At 55.5% G+C, this 16,278-nt stretch carries 16 protein-coding genes; 8 read left to right on the top strand and 8 right to left on the bottom strand.

Annotated features, from left to right (window positions below; genetic code table 11):
• Position 1 precedes the first annotated feature (1 nt).
• From hisH to hisG, 5 genes are read right to left on the bottom strand one after another with little or no spacing between them, the layout of a single operon-like run.
• Positions 2 to 592, bottom strand: coding sequence for an imidazole glycerol phosphate synthase (hisH, locus tag VW41_14565; protein AJZ90151.1), 591 nt, complete (start codon positions 590 to 592; stop codon positions 2 to 4).
• The gene (locus VW41_14560; protein AJZ90150.1) at positions 592 to 1,659 is read right to left on the bottom strand and encodes an imidazoleglycerol-phosphate dehydratase; all 1,068 of its coding nucleotides are present in this window, start codon (positions 1,657 to 1,659) and stop codon (positions 592 to 594) included. Before VW41_14560 ends, hisH begins: the two co-directional genes overlap by 1 nt.
• On the bottom strand, positions 1,656 to 2,738 hold the full coding sequence (locus VW41_14555) for a histidinol-phosphate aminotransferase (protein AJZ90149.1): 1,083 nt from the start codon (positions 2,736 to 2,738) through the stop codon (positions 1,656 to 1,658). The genes VW41_14560 and VW41_14555 overlap by 4 nt, the downstream gene beginning before the upstream one ends.
• Positions 2,735 to 4,042, bottom strand: a complete 1,308-nt coding sequence (gene hisD / locus VW41_14550) for a histidinol dehydrogenase (protein AJZ90148.1) — start codon at positions 4,040 to 4,042, stop codon at positions 2,735 to 2,737. The genes VW41_14555 and hisD overlap by 4 nt, the downstream gene beginning before the upstream one ends.
• A 4-nt stretch (positions 4,043 to 4,046) precedes the next feature.
• Positions 4,047 to 4,946 carry an ATP phosphoribosyltransferase gene (gene hisG / locus VW41_14545; GenBank protein AJZ90147.1) on the bottom strand — a complete coding sequence of 300 codons (900 nt, stop codon included), beginning with the start codon at positions 4,944 to 4,946 and terminating at the stop codon, positions 4,047 to 4,049.
• Between the two features lie 386 nt (positions 4,947 to 5,332).
• Here hisG and VW41_14540 point away from each other — a divergent pair, with 386 nt between their 5' ends.
• The 3 genes from VW41_14540 to VW41_14530 all read left to right on the top strand — a co-directional run bounded on the left by VW41_14540 (position 5,333) and on the right by VW41_14530 (position 8,904).
• Positions 5,333 to 6,160 carry a hypothetical protein gene (locus tag VW41_14540; protein AJZ90146.1) on the top strand — a complete coding sequence of 276 codons (828 nt, stop codon included), beginning with the start codon at positions 5,333 to 5,335 and terminating at the stop codon, positions 6,158 to 6,160.
• A 38-nt stretch (positions 6,161 to 6,198) separates the two neighbouring features.
• Positions 6,199 to 7,113 (top strand): LysR family transcriptional regulator, encoded by a 915-nt coding sequence (locus tag VW41_14535; protein AJZ90145.1) that lies wholly within the window; start codon positions 6,199 to 6,201, stop codon positions 7,111 to 7,113.
• A gap of 426 nt (positions 7,114 to 7,539) precedes the next feature.
• Positions 7,540 to 8,904 carry a putrescine/spermidine ABC transporter gene (locus VW41_14530; protein ID AJZ90144.1) on the top strand — a complete coding sequence of 455 codons (1,365 nt, stop codon included), beginning with the start codon at positions 7,540 to 7,542 and terminating at the stop codon, positions 8,902 to 8,904.
• 65 nt (positions 8,905 to 8,969) lie between these two features.
• Here VW41_14530 and sbcB read toward each other — a convergent pair whose 3' ends face one another.
• Both sbcB and VW41_14520 read right to left on the bottom strand, forming a co-directional pair.
• On the bottom strand, positions 8,970 to 10,397 hold the full coding sequence (gene sbcB / locus VW41_14525) for an exonuclease I (protein ID AJZ91989.1): 1,428 nt from the start codon (positions 10,395 to 10,397) through the stop codon (positions 8,970 to 8,972).
• Positions 10,398 to 10,473: 76 nt separating this feature from the next.
• On the bottom strand, positions 10,474 to 11,625 hold the full coding sequence (locus tag VW41_14520; GenBank protein ID AJZ90143.1) for an acyltransferase: 1,152 nt from the start codon (positions 11,623 to 11,625) through the stop codon (positions 10,474 to 10,476).
• Positions 11,626 to 11,878: 253 nt separating this feature from the next.
• Between VW41_14520 and VW41_14515 the strand changes: the two genes are divergently transcribed.
• The 5 genes from VW41_14515 (at position 11,879) to VW41_14495 (ending at position 15,830) form a co-directional block, all read left to right on the top strand.
• Positions 11,879 to 13,045: a D-alanyl-D-alanine carboxypeptidase gene (locus VW41_14515; GenBank protein AJZ91988.1), complete on the top strand. Its 1,167-nt coding sequence runs from the start codon at positions 11,879 to 11,881 to the stop codon at positions 13,043 to 13,045.
• A gap of 151 nt (positions 13,046 to 13,196) precedes the next feature.
• Positions 13,197 to 13,661 carry a DNA gyrase inhibitor gene (locus VW41_14510; GenBank protein ID AJZ90142.1) on the top strand — a complete coding sequence of 155 codons (465 nt, stop codon included), beginning with the start codon at positions 13,197 to 13,199 and terminating at the stop codon, positions 13,659 to 13,661.
• Between the two features lie 12 nt (positions 13,662 to 13,673).
• Positions 13,674 to 14,108 carry a glyoxalase gene (locus VW41_14505; protein AJZ90141.1) on the top strand — a complete coding sequence of 145 codons (435 nt, stop codon included), beginning with the start codon at positions 13,674 to 13,676 and terminating at the stop codon, positions 14,106 to 14,108.
• A gap of 154 nt (positions 14,109 to 14,262) precedes the next feature.
• Positions 14,263 to 15,321 carry a membrane protein gene (locus VW41_14500; GenBank protein ID AJZ90140.1) on the top strand — a complete coding sequence of 353 codons (1,059 nt, stop codon included), beginning with the start codon at positions 14,263 to 14,265 and terminating at the stop codon, positions 15,319 to 15,321.
• 173 nt (positions 15,322 to 15,494) lie between these two features.
• Positions 15,495 to 15,830, top strand: coding sequence for a hypothetical protein (locus tag VW41_14495; protein ID AJZ90139.1), 336 nt, complete (start codon positions 15,495 to 15,497; stop codon positions 15,828 to 15,830).
• Between the two features lie 38 nt (positions 15,831 to 15,868).
• Here VW41_14495 and VW41_14490 read toward each other — a convergent pair whose 3' ends face one another.
• Positions 15,869 to 16,177, bottom strand: a complete 309-nt coding sequence (locus tag VW41_14490; GenBank protein ID AJZ90138.1) for an ArsR family transcriptional regulator — start codon at positions 16,175 to 16,177, stop codon at positions 15,869 to 15,871.
• Between the last annotated feature and the right edge of the window lie 101 nt (positions 16,178 to 16,278).

Genomic DNA, 16,278 nt, shown 5'->3' with positions numbered 1-16,278 from the left:
CCTACATCTCCAGAAAGTTTTTCAGCAGCTGAGCGCCAGCCGCACCGGAACGTTCGGGGTGGAACTGAACGCCCCAGAAATTATCTTTTTGCACCGCCGCGGTGAAGGCTTCCCCGTAGTTTGCCTGGGCGATAGTGTTTTCGCAGACCGGCATCGCGTAGCTGTGAACGAAATAGAAATACGCCCCGTCTTCAATGCCGCGGAACAGGCGATCGCCCGCCTTCGGGTAGACGCGGTTCCAGCCCATGTGCGGCAGCGGCAGGCCGAAATCTTTCATCTGCAACACCGGCTGGTCGATAATGCCCAGCATCTCAACGCCGTGGCTCTCGTCGCTGCGGCTGCCGAGAAGCTGCATGCCCAGACAAATACCCAGCACGGGTTGAGTACAGGCTTTAATCAGCTCCACCAGATCGCGCTCGATGATTTGGTCCATAGCCGCCTGAGCAGTGCCCACGCCCGGCAGAAAAAGCTTATCGGCGCGCAGCACCACGTCAGGGTCACGGCTCACCAGCGGCTGATAGCCGTGGCGCTGAATGGCCGATTTCACCGAATGCAGGTTGGCGCAGCCCGTATCGAGGATCACCACGTTCATTACAGCACTCCTTTCGAAGAGGGGAGCGTGTCGCCCTCTACGCGAATCGCCTGGCGCAGGGTGCGGCCAAAGACTTTAAACAGGCTCTCCACGCGGTGGTGGTCGTTTTTGCCTTTGGTCTTCAGGTGCAGCGTCACGCCCATGGTGTAAGAGAGCGAGCGGAAGAAGTGCTCCACCATTTCAGTGCTGAGATCGCCCACGCGCTGGTAGTTGAACTCGGCTTTGTATTCGAGGTGCGGGCGGCCGGAGATATCCAGCGCACAGCGGGCGAGGCATTCGTCCATCGGCAGCACAAAGCCAAAGCGGGTTATGCCACGCTTGTCGCCCAGCGCTAGCTTCAGCGCTTCGCCCAGCGCCAGGCCGGTATCTTCCACGGTGTGGTGATCGTCGATGTATAAATCGCCTTTTACCGCGATCTCCATGCGGAAGCCGCCGTGGGTGCAGATCTGGTCCAGCATATGGTCAAAGAAACCCACGCCGGTGGCGATCTTGCTACCGCCTTCACGATCGAGCCACACCTTGACGTCAATCTGCGTTTCTTTGGTGTTGCGCTCCACGTGAGCATAGCGGTCACGTTGAGTGAGATTCTCGGCGATTTGCTTCCAGCCCAGGTCAGCGCTGTTATAGCGCAGTCCCTGAATACCCATATTTTCCGCCAGCTCAATGTCCGTGGCGCGGTCACCAATCACGTAGCTGTTGGCTTTGTCCAGCCCGCCGTCCTGCAGGTAGCCGGAGACCAGCGCCAGCTTCGGCTTGCGGCAGTCGCAGTTGTCCGCCGGCAGGTGTGGGCAAATCAGCACTTCATCAAAAATAATGTCCTGCGAGGTCAGCACCTGCATCATCAGGTTATGCGGGCCGTCGAAATCGGCCTGTGGGAAGCTGGCCGTGCCCAGACCATCCTGATTAGTGATCATTACCAGGCGGTATCCTGCCTTTTGCAGCTGCAGCAGGGCCGGGATCACCGCAGGCTCAAAGGCGAGTTTATCCATGCGGTCGACCTGATAATCGCTCGGTGGCTCGGAAATCAGGGTCCCGTCGCGGTCAATAAAAAGTACTTTCTGGCTCATTTGCTCTCCGTGGCCTGCAGGCCGGGTTGCTGACGCAGCGCCTCAATGGCGCGCTGGCACTCTTCGCGCGTGCCGATGCTGATGCGCAGGCAGCCGCTTAACGTCGGTTGTTTATTCTGGTCACGTAAGATAATGCCCTGATCCCACAGCGATTTAAAGACTGCGCTGGAGGCGGTAATTCTGGCGATGATGTAGTTGGTTTCGCTGTCGAACACCTGCTCGACGCAAGGCACGTTTTTCAGTTCGTTAATCAGGTACTGGCGATTAAGCAGCACTTCGGCAACGCGCTCGCGCATCGCATTAATGCCCTGTGGGCTAAGCGCCTGAGCAGCGATGTCGGCCACCGGCGTGGAAAGCGGATACGGGGCGATGACCTTTAGCAGCAGGTTGATGACTTCTTCATTGGCAAGCGTAAAGCCGCAGCGCAGGCCGGCCAGCGCAAACGCCTTAGAAAGCGTCCGCAGCACCACCAGGTTTGGGTATTCTTCAAGCCAGCCTGCCAGTGTCGCCTGGGGGCAAAACTCAATATACGCTTCATCGGCTACCACCAGCGCTTTACCGCGAGTCATTTCCAGCAGGACGCGCAAATCTTGCGGGTTGATCAACTGGCCGGTCGGGTTGTTTGGGCTGCAAACATAGACGACTTTTACGCCGGTAAGGTTTTCTGCAATCGCCGGAAGATCCAGTTGCCAGTTGTCCAGCGTGGCCACGGTGCGGCACTCCACGCCAAAAGTCTCGGCGCTGACGGTGTACATACCGTACGTCGGCGGGCAATAGAGAATGGCGTCTTTGCCGGGTTCGCAAAACGCGCGAATCAGCAACTCGATACCTTCATCCGCACCGCGGCTCACCAAAACCTGCTCAGGCTTCACGCCCGCATAGCTGGCGTAATTGGCGATCACCTGCTTTGGCTGGCATTCCGGGTAGCGGTTCAGCGTCTGCGCGGTTAACTGAAACTCCACCGGCGTCGGATATTCGTTGGCATTCAGCCAGACGTCACCGTTCCCGCCCAGGCGACGGGCGGACTGATAAGGGGTCAGGGCGCGAACGTTGGCGCGGGCTAACTCTTCGATGCTCATGCTTGCTCCTTCAGGGCGGCGACGCGTAGGGTAACGGCGTTTTTGTGGGCGGTAAGCTGCTCGGCGGCGGCCAGGGTTTCAATGGTTTTTGCCAGAGAGGCAAAACCTTGCGGAGAAAGCTCCTGCACGGTCATGCGCTTCTGGAAGTCCGCCAGCCCGAGGCTTGAGCAGGTGGAGGTGTACCCGTAGGTCGGCAGCACGTGATTCGTCCCGGAGGCATAATCCCCGGCGGATTCAGGCGACCAGTCGCCAAGAAATACCGAACCTGCGCTGGTAATATCATCCACCAGCTCACGGGCGTTGCGGGTCTGAATGATCAGATGCTCAGGGCCATACTGATTCGAGATCTCAATGCACTGCGCCAGATCCCGGGCAATAATTAAGCGGCTGCTTTCCAGCGCTTTGCGGGCGGTTTCTGCGCGCGGCAGGGCAGCCAGCTGGCGCTCAACGGCATCGGCTACGGCCTGAGCCATGGCGCTGTCCGGGGTCAACAGGATCACTTGCGAATCCGGGCCGTGTTCTGCCTGAGAAAGCAGGTCGGATGCGACAAAGTCTGGCGTGGCGCCGCTATCGGCGATCACCAGCACTTCTGACGGGCCGGCAGGCATATCAATGGCCGCGCCGTCGAGACGCTGGCTGACCTGGCGCTTTGCTTCGGTGACGAAGGCGTTGCCCGGCCCAAAAATTTTGTCCACTTTCGGGATGCTTTCTGTGCCTAATGCCAGCGCAGCAATAGCCTGGGCTCCGCCGACCTGAAACACTTCCTGCACGCCGCAAAGCTGGGCCGCGTAAAGGATCTCGTCGGCAATCGGCGGCGGTGAGCAAAGCACCACTTTTTTACAGCCAGCGATGCGGGCAGGGGTGGCCAGCATCAGCACGGTCGAGAACAGCGGGGCAGTGCCGCCTGGAATATACAGGCCCACGGAGGCTACTGGGCGAGTCACCTGCTGGCAGCGTACGCCGGGCATGGTTTCCACATCCACCGGAGCAAGCTGCTGCGCGAGGTGGAACTTCTCGATGTTAGCCACGGCCACGGCCATCGCCTCTTTAATCTCGCGGCCGAGTCTCGCCCCGGCTTCATCGATTTGCTGCTGAGTGACTTGCAACTGCTTCACTTCAGTTTTATCGAACTTCGCGCTGTATTCTCGCAGGGCGGCGTCCCCGTTGCTTTTAACGCTGTTCAGAATGTCTGCCACGGTACGGGTGATGCTGTCCGAAGCCGAAATGGCCGGGCGCATCAGCAGCGCACGGCGGGCGCCCTCATCACAGTCGTTCCAGTTAATCAGCGTGTTGAAGTTGCTCATCCCATCACTCCATCATCTTCTCAATTGGCAGTACCAGAATGGAGCTGGCACCCAGCGCCTTCAGTTTTTCCATGGTTTCCCAGAACAGCGTCTCGCTGCTCACCATGTGCATCGCCACGCGCTGCTGATCGCCGGCCAGCGGCAGAATGGTTGGGCGCTCGGCACCCGGCAGCAGGGCAATGACTTCATCCAGACGCTCGGTTGGGGCGTGCATCATGATGTACTTGGACTCGCGGGCCTGAATCACGCCCTGGATACGGGTCAGCAGTTTGTCGATCAGCTGCTGTTTGGCTGCCGGCATTTCGCCATCGCGCTGGATCAGGCAGGCTTTGGAGCGGTAGATAACTTCGACTTCACGCAGGCCGTTAGCTTCAAGCGTTGCACCAGTAGACACCAGATCACAGATGGCATCGGCCAGGCCGGCGCGCGGCGCCACTTCCACCGAACCGTTCAACAGGCAGGATTTAAACTGCACGCCTTTTTGGTCGAGATAGCGCTTTAACAGGTGCGGGTAAGAGGTTGCGATGCGTTTGTTGTTGAGGCTGGCCGGGCCATCCCAGGGTTCGTCCACGGCAGTCGCCAGCGACAGGCGGCAACCGCCAAAATCCAGGCGACGCAGCGTGTAATAGCGCGGATCTTCGCCCTGGGCGCGGCGCGTCAGGAGCTCTTCTTCGAGGACGTTTTCACCGATGATACCGAGGTCCACTACGCCGTCCATTACCAGCCCTGGAATGTCGTCATCGCGAACGCGAAGAATGTCGATGGGCATGTTTTCGGCCAGCGCAATCAGGCGTTGGGTGTGCAGGTTGATTTTTATGCCGCAGCGGGCGAGTAATTCGCGTGAATCATCGCTAAGACGGCCAGATTTCTGCATAGCTATGCGTAAACGGTTGTTGTCGGTCATCGGTAGTTACCCCTTATCAATTCCTGTCTGACGCCCAATAAAAAAGCCCCCGGAAGATATCTTCCGGGGGCTTTTTCTCGCGTTCACGCACCACTGGAAGATCTTTTCGTCTCCCAGCACCAATCGCCTGAAAGACTAGTCAGGGTGATGGTGATGATGGTGGTTTTTAAACTGAACGCGTGTCATAAAATTCTCGTATGAATGACTATTCATTATGTGCCAATTAACGTAAACCAGATGACGCATTGAGCGCAAGGGGTTTTTTCCCCGTTGATTAATATTCTGTAAGGCAGAGGGAATTGTCAGTTCTGTCCGGGTGGCGTAGCCTTAAGTGAGAGCTAAATTCACTCGTCAGAAGATAATGCTGCGAGGTCAGGAGACAAGGCATGAAAAGGGTCGCAATAGTCGGGTTAGGGTGGTTGGGAATGCCGCTGGCGCTCTCATTGTCAGCGCGTGGTTATCAGGTCACCGGCAGCAAAACGACGCTGGATGGCGTAGAGGCTGCCCGCATGTGCGGGATTGAAAGTTACCAGTTACATCTGCAGCCGGAACTGGTTTGCGACAGTGACGATCTGGAAGCGCTGCTGAATGTTGATGCGTTAGTGGTGACGCTTCCCGCCCGACGCAGCGGTGAAGGCGATGATTTTTATCTGCAGGCGGTGCAGGAAATTGTCGACAGCGCGCTCGCGCATTCCGTGCCGCGTATTATATTTACCAGCTCGACCTCCGTGTATGGTGACGGCGAGGGTAACGTCAAAGAGACGGCCCCGCTTAACCCAGTCACCGCCAGTGGCAAAGTGCTTAAAGAGCTGGAAGACTGGCTGCACAAGCTGCCGGGGACGTCCGTGGATATCCTCCGCCTCGCGGGGCTGGTGGGGCCAGAACGTCATCCCGGGCGTTTTCTGGCGGGGAAAACGGATGTGGCAAACGGGCAGCACGGCGTGAACCTGGTCCATCTGGAAGATGTGATTTCGGCCATTACGTTGCTGCTTCAGGCACCAAAAGGTGGGCGAGTCTATAATCTTTGTGCCCCGACTCACCCAACGCGGGAAGAGTTCTATTCGCTTATGGCCAGGCAAATTGGCCTTGAGGCACCGTCGTTCCGTCAGGACGCGGCGAGCGGCCATGGCAAGCTGATTGACGGCAGCCGGATCTGTAATGAGCTAGGCTTCGAATATCAATATCCTAATCCGCTGGTTATGCCGATGCAGTAAGTTCAGCGCCGGCGGGCTAAGCGCACCCGGGGGTGAGTATGAAACCTTTGTTGGACGTACTGGTCATCCTTGATGCGCTGGATAAAGAAGGAAGCTTTGCTGCTGCGGCGGCAAAGCTTTTTAAAACCCCTTCGGCGCTGAGCTACAGCGTTCAAAAGCTGGAAAGCGACCTTAACATTCAAATCCTCGACCGCAGCGGCCATCGGGCACGTTTTACGCGTACTGGCCAACTCTTGCTGGAAAAAGGACGTGAAATTCTGCATTCGGTTCGTGAGCTGGAAAAGCAGGCGATTAAACTCCAGCAGGGCTGGGAGCACGAACTCACCATCGGCGTGGACAACGCCTTTCCTTTTTCTTTGCTGACGCCGTTAATCGAAGCGTTTTATCAAAGTTACAGCGTGACGCGACTAAAGTTCATCAATGATGTACTGGGCGGCTCATGGGAGGCGCTAACGGAAGGGCGGGCGGACATTATTGTTGGGGCGATGAGTGAACCACCTTCGCTGAGCGGTTTTGGCTTTACGCTTCTGGGCAGACTGGAGATAGTTTTTGTCGTGGCGCCACATCATTCGCTGGCGAAAGCGCAGGAGCCGCTGCCACGCCGCCTGGTCAAGCAGTCCCGGGCGGTGGTGGTGGGTGATACCTCCAGAATCGAGTCTGCCAGAGCTTTGCATTTGCTCGAAGAGCAGGAGGCCATCACCGTGTTTGATTTCAAAACCAAGCTTGAGCTGCAAATCAGCGGCATTGGCTGCGGGTATATGCCGCGCTATATGGCACAGCGCTATATTGAGAGCGGCGCGCTGGTGGAAAAGCAGGTCGCCGGGCAGGTGCCTTATGTGCCGGTATGGATAGGCTGGAATGAGCAAACGGCCGGGCTGGCCAGCGAATGGTGGCGCGAAAAAATCGTCGCCGACCTCCACATCGCCCAGGTCTATATGCCAGTAGAAAAATAGTGCCTTTTTGACTGGCGGGATGGGGCGAACCTGGCTATGTTCAATGTCTGCCCGGCAGTAGGTTAGGGCAGTGATACGCGGGAACAGGCCTATCTTCTTCTGCGGTAGCAAATGTGGGAGGTTTTACTTCCGCCAGCGCCGAAAAAGAAATTAACAAAGATGGCTTTAACATCTTGTCATTGTGCCTTCAAATGGTGCAAAATATGCGGCCTGCAAAATAGAAAACTAACCGACGTTTAAGAGACGTCGGTTATTTTTTTGCAATCAATTAAGTCAGACAAACGGCATTTGCCAAAAAAACCAAGAGGCCGGGCTTCGTACCGGATAGATACTAGCTTTTAAAAAACGACAGTCGTGTCGCCGAGGAAATTAAGATGGGGCAGATTTTTGCTTTTGCGCAGGCTTTCTCCACCGAGGGAAACAACCATGTCGCTTAACGTCACCGCAGGTGCAAACACCCGCCCAGGTCTGCGTAAGACCCTGACGCTGGTTCCGGTAGTCATGATGGGCCTTGCCTACATGCAGCCGATGACCTTGTTTGATACTTTCGGTATTGTTTCCGGGATGACCGATGGCCATGTGCCGACGGCTTATGCCTTTGCTCTGGTGGCGATCCTGTTCACCGCGCTGAGCTACGGCAAGCTGGTGCGTCGTTTCCCGTCTGCGGGCTCCGCCTATACCTACGCACAGAAATCCATTAACCCTACCGTTGGGTTTATGGTTGGCTGGTCGTCGCTGCTGGACTATCTGTTCATGCCGATGATCAACATTCTGCTGGCAAAAATTTACTTTGAAGCGCTGGTGCCGAGTGTGCCGTCGTGGATATTTGTTGTTGCGCTGGTGGCCTTTATGACCATCTCTAACCTGCGCAGCATCAAAACCGTGGCTAATTTCAACACCCTGATCGTGGTGCTGCAGATGGGGATTGTCTCCGTCATTGTAGGCTTGATCATTTATGGGGTTTATCACGGTGAAGGCTCAGCGACGCTGGCAAGTACTCGTCCGTTCTGGTCCGGTGATGCCCATGTGGTACCGATGATCACCGGGGCAACCATCCTGTGCTTCTCGTTCCTGGGCTTTGACGGGATATCTTCACTGTCTGAAGAGACGAAAGATGCTGAGCGTGTAATTCCAAAGGCGATCTTCCTGACTGCGCTGATTGGCGGGATGGTATTTATCGTTGCGTCTTACTTCCTGCAACTTTACTTCCCGGACATTTCTCGCTTTAAAGATCCAGACGCATCTCAGCCGGAAATTATGCTGTATGTGGCCGGTAAAACCTTCCAGTGGGGCGTGCTGATTTTCTCCAGCGTGACTGTACTGGCCTCCGGTATGGCTGCTCATGCGGGCGTTTCTCGTCTGATGTATGTGATGGGGCGTGATGGCGTGTTCCCGACTCGCTTCTTCGGTTACATTCATCCGAAATGGCGTACCCCGGCATGGAACGTACTGCTGGTTGGGGCCATTGCTCTGTTAGCGATTCGTTTCGACCTGGTGACTGCCACGGCGCTGATTAACTTTGGGGCGCTGGTCGCGTTCACCTTCGTTAACCTGTCGGTTATCTCGCAGTTCTGGATCCGCGAAAAGCGTAACAAAACGCTGAAAGACCACTTTAACTATCTGGTACTGCCGGTATGTGGTGCTCTGACGGTTGGCGCGCTGTGGATCAACCTGGAAGAAAGCTCGATGATTCTGGGCCTGATTTGGGGCGGTATTGGCCTGGTTTACCTGGCCTGCGTGACCCGCAGCTTCCGTAACCCGGTGCCACAGTACAACGAAGACGCCGCATAATCGGTTTCTGATATAAAAAAAGCTCCCGTCCTCGGGAGCTTTTTTTTTGGGGCATGCAGGAAAGATTAACCGACCAGGTACTGGGCATATTCAAACAGCGCTTTTAGCAGCGCCATTTTCTCTTTATCCCCTTCATACTGGTTGTACAGCGCTTCCAGCTCAAGGGCATAGGCCTGCAGGGCCTCCTGGGAAAGCACGTCGCGGCGATACTGCAGCCAGCTGTTTTGCTCCTCTTCGCTTAACGTGCCCGGCCAGTTGCGCGCGCGATAGTTGAACAGCAGTTTCTCAATGCGCTTATCGGCAAAGGTAATATCCAGCGCCGGCAGATTCTGCGGGTCTGTTTGCAGCACGATACGCATTGCGGCCCGGTCGGCATCGCTAAAGAAGCCGTTGTAAAGCTGGGCATCAACGTTATCGGAAGGCACAAACGGCTCGGCTTCGGCAAACAGCGCCACCACTTTTTCACGAACTTCCGGGTGTTCGCGCAGCACTTTCAGGTTATCAAGACATTGCTGGCGGTTAATGCCGAGGCGTTCAGCATCCTCCGGGCGCAGCGTGTTGGCGACGGCCAGCACCGGGCACTTATTCAGGTGCACCAGCTTAATTGGCACCGCCGCGCTATTCCCCAGTTCGGCTTTGGGCGTGTACAGGCGCTCACGCAGGGTGCTGGCATCCAGCTCCAGCAGGGGAGAGATATCCCCGGCCAGGTCTACCATAATGACCGCATTGCGGTTGTCCGGGTGCCAGGCCAGCGGCGCTATCCAACTGGTATTGCCGCGCTGGGCACCGAACATGCCGGATACGTGGACTAGCGGTTTCATCTGCGGGATATCAATCAGCGTCTGTAACTTCTGCTTTGAGCGGTGGCTGTAGAGATAGTCAAACAGGCGCGGCTGGCGGGTTTTCACCAGCTGAGCCATCGCGATGGTGGCGTAAACATCTGACATGGCATCGTGCGCGTTGGCGTGTTCAATGCCGTTGGCTTTGGTGAGATGTTCAAGGCGGAAGCTTGGCAGCCCGTCCTCGTTTTCCGGCCAGACGATGCCTTCGGGGCGCAGGGCGTAGCAGGCCCGCATCACGTCGAGCAAATCCCAGCGAGAATTGTCGTTTTGCCAGCTCCAGGCATAGGGATCGTAGAAGTTACGGTAAAAGATATTCCGCGTCACTTCGTCGTCAAAACGTACGTTGTTGTAGCCTACCACGCAGGTCTTTGGCACCGTGAAGATGTCGTGAATGCGTTTAGCGAAGGCCGCTTCGTTCTCGCCGCGTGCCAGCGCCTGCTGGGGCGTTATACCGGTGATCATCACGGCTTCAGGCTGAGGCAGGTAGTCATCCGCAGGCTTGCAGTAAAACACTTCCGGATCGCCAATAACGTTAAATTCACCGTCGGTGCGAATCGCGGCAAACTGAGCCGGTCTGTCCAGCGAAGGGCTTTTGCCGAAGGTTTCGTAATCGTGAAACAGAAAGGTAGCAAGTGAGGCAGAATCGGACACAGAGGTTACCATTGAGCTAGTTATCATCAGACTCAATGGTAAACCATCTGTCCGCGCATCAGAAGGAAAAGCGCGTTTAAGATACTGACCTCCCGGACTTCATTTCTGCTCTGCCAGACAACTGTTTGCCCAGCGCGATGCCTCGTTTTTCTACCTTATGGTAAAGCGCGACGGCAATCAGCCAGACAACGGGCAGCACGAGGCACGTCACCATCAAAAAACGAATCAGGGAGGGTTGATGAGCAAAATTGGTATAGCGGACAAGCAGGCCGATCGTGGGGATGACAATCATCAGGTGCAGCAGGTACACCGAGTATGAGACATCGCCCAAAAACAGGCTAAACCGGCAGGTGAGTAACCTGCGGGGGGCCGCAGTGATTCGGCGCAGGCGAGAGTCCTTTTCAGGCTGCCAGAGCAGCAGCGTCATCCCCGCCAGCATAATGCACTCTGCCATCAGCCGCAGGTGGGTTTCTGCGATATGCATCTGCCAGGCAATGACCGGGGCGAGCAGTGCCAGCGCGCAATAGCGCAGGTTTCTTTGCATTACCGCGTGGGATATCAGCATTCCGGCGATAAACAGCGGCAGCTTTATCAGGATCATGGCCGGCATCGGGAAGGCGTCGAAGTAGTCCGGGAAAAGCCAGCGGGCCGCCAGGCAAACAACCATCAGCAGCGGGGCGCTAACCGCAAAGCCGTAGCGCATCACCAGCAGCATAATGAACGGGAATAGCAGGTAAAACTGCATCTCCAGTCCGATGCTCCAGTCCGGCAATACGGTACGGAAAGAGTAAGCCGGTAACAGGCCGAAAATAAACGTCAGATGGCTGAAAATATTCAGTGCGGAGTGGTCGGCATAGCGACTGCTGGCGGTGGCGGTTGTCGGCCAGGCGCTGGCAATAATATCGCGCATTTCACCAAACCAACTGCCAAAAATCAACGCCACGATCAGCAGCAGATAATAGAGCGGGGCGATGCGAAAGAAGCGGCGTAGCCAGAATTTACGAAAAGTATCAGGGCTATTCCACGGCTCTTTTTCCCTGCGCTCCTGATAATTTTTTGCCATCAAATATCCTGACAGCAAAATAAATAAATCGACCCCCATGCCCGGGTCGTAAAGAATGGGAATGCGACACTGCACCAGCAGACAAATGTGGCCGAGCAGAACCCAAAGCGAGGCCAGGCCTCGCAGCCCTTCCAGCTCAGGGGACCAACGTTTACCTTCCACCATACGATGACCTTTATTTGTGTATTCTTCGGTCAGAGTAAAAATGAATCAACGCTGCCACAATCAGAATGTCGCACAAACATGGAATATCGGAATAAACGCATCACAACCTGTGACTGGAATATATTTCGTACAAATATCATTCATATTTATTGCTAAATATGAAATGTCATATTTTCTTGCAATTTAAAGAAGCAAATTAACAAGAACTCCCGTAAAACGAGCCGCTGTAAATTAAGTCTTTGAGGAAATGCCGTTGAAAACCCGCCTGCTTGTTGCCCTGAGCTTTTTGTCTCTTTCCGTCAATGCCGCCTTTGCTGATGATACTTTCCCCCATCAGCCGCAGCCGCCTCAGGTAGAGGCCGGCGCGTGGGTACTGATGGATTACACCACCGGGCAGGTGCTGACTGCGGGTAATGAGCACGTTCAACGTAATCCGGCCAGCCTGACGAAGCTGATGACCGGCTATGTGGTTGACCGCGCGATCGACAGCAAACGTATTACCCCGGACGACGTGGTGACGGTGGGGAAAGACGCCTGGGCAAAAGGTAACCCGGTCTTTGATGGCTCATCGCTGATGTTTATTAAACCCGGTGACCGGGTGACCGTGCGCGATCTCAGCCGCGGGTTGATCATCGACTCCGGGAACGATGCCTGCGTTGCGCTGGCAGATTATGTCGCCGGGGGGCAAAAGCAGTTCGTCGCCATGATGAACCACTATGTGGAACAGCTCGGCCTGCACGACACCCATTTTGAAACCGTTCACGGCCTGGACGCGCCGGGGCAGCACAGCTCCGCCTATGACTTGGCCGTTCTGTCCCGCGCTATCATCCACGGTGAGCCTCAGTTCTATCACATGTACAGCGAGCGCAGCCTCACCTGGAACGGGATTACCCAGCAAAACCGCAACGGCCTGCTGTGGGATAAATCCCTGAACGTGGATGGCCTGAAAACGGGGCATACCGAGACGGCGGGGTTCAATATCATTGCCTCCAGCGTGTCGGGCCAGCGCCGCCTGATTGCGGTGATTATGGGTGGCCTTAGCTCAAAAGGACGTGAAGAGCAGGCCCGCAAGCTGCTGCACTGGGGGCAGGATAACTTCGACACCGTGCAGGTCTTGCAAAAAGGCAAATCTATCGGCAGCGAGCACATCTGGTACGGCGATAAATCCGACATCAATGTTGGCCCGGACCAGGACGTTTTCCTCGCGCTGCCTAAATCAGAAGTCCCGAACATCAAGGCAAAGTATGTGCTGAGCAAGCAGGATATGGAGGCGCCGCTGGCCGCCAATACGCAGGTGGGCGAAATTCAGCTGTTTGATGGCGACAAACTTATCTCCCACTGGCCGCTGGTGAACCTTACGCCGGTGGAGAAAGGCGGGCTATTTTCGCGTCTCGGGGACTTTATCAGCCGCAAGCTTTAACCCTTTGTATTGTGAACGACCGCGCGACTAGCGCGGTTTTTTTACTTCTATTTCCTGCGAAGCAGCTCCCAAATCTGGCAGCTTGTGCCCCGCCTCTAAAAAATGCAGTGTATAAATGTACAGTGTATTTATTCATCAGCGTGGAGGCGGTATGACGTTTAAAGTTCAGCATGTTCCGGCGCGTAAAGTGGCCGGCTTTCATCTGGTTGGGCCGTGGGAAACCACGGTTCCGCAAGGGTTTGGCCAACTGGCAATGTGGGCGAAAACCCACGGCCTGAACGGAGACTGGCTGGCCGTTTACTATGATGATCCCGATGTTGTTCCGGCCGCAAAGCTCCGGGTGGATACGGTGCTGGGCGTGCCGGAAGAGTTCAAACTGCCGGAGAACAGTGAAGGCGTTATCGTCACCGCCATCGAGGCCGATACTTACGCCATCGGGCATGCAATAGTCAAAAACGAAGCATTCCAGGAGGCATGGGAAACCTTCTTTGACCAGGTAGAGGCTGACGGTGGCTATCGGTTAACCGGTAAACCCTGCTACGAAATCTATCTCAACGACGGCTCGGCATCCGGGGTATGGGAAATTGATATGTATATCCCGGTGGCTAAAGTCTGACAGGAGCGCACCATGATGGAAGCTATCGCAGGATTGAAGGTTTTATTTATCGCCGGGTATGGTCCTGTTACGCGCGACGTGGCGGCAAGTGCCGGGTTTTATCAGCAGCTTCTTGGCCTGCCGCTGAAAGCGATGGAGGGCAACGAGGACTATCTGGCCACGGAAAACGGCGAGCTGGAGGGCGTGAAGCATTTCGCGCTCTGGCCGCTCGCTCAGGCGGCGCAATCCTGCTTCGGCGTGGATAGCTGGCCCGAGCACATTGTCGCGCCCCAAAGCTGGGTTGAATTTGAAGTAGAAGATGTCGGGCAGGCGACAGCGGTGCTAAAACAGGCCGGTTACCGGATGCTGGTGGATAACCGTATAGAACCCTGGGGGCAAACGGTGTCACGTTTGCTTAGCCCTGAAGGGCTGCTGGTTGGGGTGACTTTTACGCCCTGGCTGCGCTAGCGTCTTTGAATCCGGGCGGCAGTCTGCCGCCCATTTCTGATATTCAGCAAAGAAATGTGAAATATTCCGCGCAAAAGTCCCTCCGCACCCGGCGATATGATTTCTTTGCGAGAAAAACGAGTACAATTTCTTTTTTAATTCCGGAGAGCCGGGTGTGCGTCCCGACAAATCACTGACCCCGTTTGAGATCCGTATTTACCGCAACTATCGCGTTGCCCACGGTATACGCATCGCCCTTGCTTTTGTGCTGACCTTTGTTCTGGTTCGCCTGCTTAACATCCCCGAAGGCACCTGGCCGCTGATCACGCTGGTGGTAGTGATGGGGCCTATCTCTTTCTGGGGAAATGTGGTTCCGCGCGCCTTCCAGCGTATCGGTGGCACAATTTTTGGTGCGGCCATTGGGCTGATAGCCCTCAAGCTGGAGCTTTTTTCGCTGCCGTTGATGATTATCTGGTGCGGGCTGGCAATGTTCCTGTGCGGCTATCTGGCGCTGGGTAAGCGCCCCTATCAGGCGTTGCTTATCGGCATCACGCTCTCCGTGGTTGTCGGGGCGCCGCCGGGAGACATGGAGATTGCGCTGTGGCGCAGCGGCGACGTTATATTTGGATCTCTTCTGGCTATGTTGTTCACCAGCGTCTACCCGCAGCGGGCGTTTATCCACTGGCGTATCCAGATGGCGACCTTCGTGCAGGCGTTCAGCAAAATTTATACCGCGGGGTTCTCGCCAAACCTTGTGGAGCGCCCACGGCTTGAGAAGCCTCTGCAGAAAATCCTTAATGACGTGGTTAAGATGCGCGCCCTGATTGGCCCCGCCGGCAAAGAAACCCGCATTCAGAAATCAGTCTTTGAGGCGATTCAGACCATTAACCGTAATATGGTCTGTACCCTTGAGCTGCAAATCAACGCGTACTGGGCCACCCGGGAAAGCCATTTCGTGATGATCAACGCCCGTACGCTGCGCGACACGCAGCAAATGACGCAGCGAACGCTGTCGGCCATTGCGAAGGCGCTGTACGAAGGAAATCCTTCGCCTATCTCAGCCAACACCGAGAAGCTGAACGAAATCGTTTTTGAACTGCGCCAGCTGATGGAGGCGGGCAAGGGCAGCCAACTCCAGGAGACGCCTATTCACGGCTATGTCTGGCTCAGTCTCGAACTGGCTCGCCAGCTTGAGCTACTATCGCATCTCATTTGCCGCGCGCTGCGCAAATAGCGCGCGTAAAGCACAGAAATGACAATGCTTGTTTCGATTCAGCAGAAATTGAGGTTAAGATAGGGCAAGCCCGTTAGTGAGACTGACAAAAAATTGTAATCGTCAACCGCTACTACTAAGGTTATGGCGGTTGTCTTAACGAATCCGAGTACCAATTTAGCAGGGGTGTAAAAATGGAAAATATCAAACCTACCTTCCAGGACGTTCTGGAGTTTGTTCGTCTGTTCCGTCGTAAAAACAAACTGCAGCGTGAAATTCAGGACGTAGAGAAAAAGATCCGTGACAACCAAAAGCGTGTGCTGTTGCTGGATAACCTGAGCGACTACATCAAGCCGGGTATGAGCATCGAAGCGGTGCAGGGCATCATTGCCAGCATGAAAACCGACTACGAAGACCGCGTGGATGACTACATCATCAAAAACGCCGAGCTGTCTAAAGAGCGTCGTGAGATCTCTAAGAAGCTGAAAGTGATGGGCGAGCAGAAAGTTGCTGACACCAAGCCTGAATAACTTCAGCGAACAAAAAAACCGCCTTTAGGGCGGTTTTTTTATGCCTGAGTGACCATTACCCGCAGTAAGGTTTCCAGCAGTCCGGGGAATCGCGCATCCAGATCTTCACGTCTTAACGAAATCAAATTCTCACGCCCCTGAGGGCGCTGCCAGATTACGCCGCTATCGCGCAGAACGCGCCAGTGGTGGGTCATGGTCGACTTCGCCACATCCTGACGCAAAGCCCCGCAGGTCAATTCAACGCCTCCGGCAAGCTGCCTGACAATCTCCAGCCGCAAAGGATTGCCCAGGGCAAAAAGCACATTTTCAAGGCGGATTTGTTCTCGTTCCGGGTGGTTGGCGATCATACTCTTCCTGTAGGCGGTAGCGGCACGGCGGCCGGCTACTATAACAAAGTTGACGAGCTTCAGGTGTATCGAGATTAACGATAGCTCAAATTGTTCGAATA

Origin of the sequence: Klebsiella michiganensis, from assembly GCA_000963575.1 — a bacterium.
GTDB lineage: Bacteria > Pseudomonadota > Gammaproteobacteria > Enterobacterales > Enterobacteriaceae > Cedecea > Cedecea michiganensis_A.
Note: the sequence above shows the minus strand (reverse complement) of the source record. Positions and strands in the feature narration are given on the sequence as shown.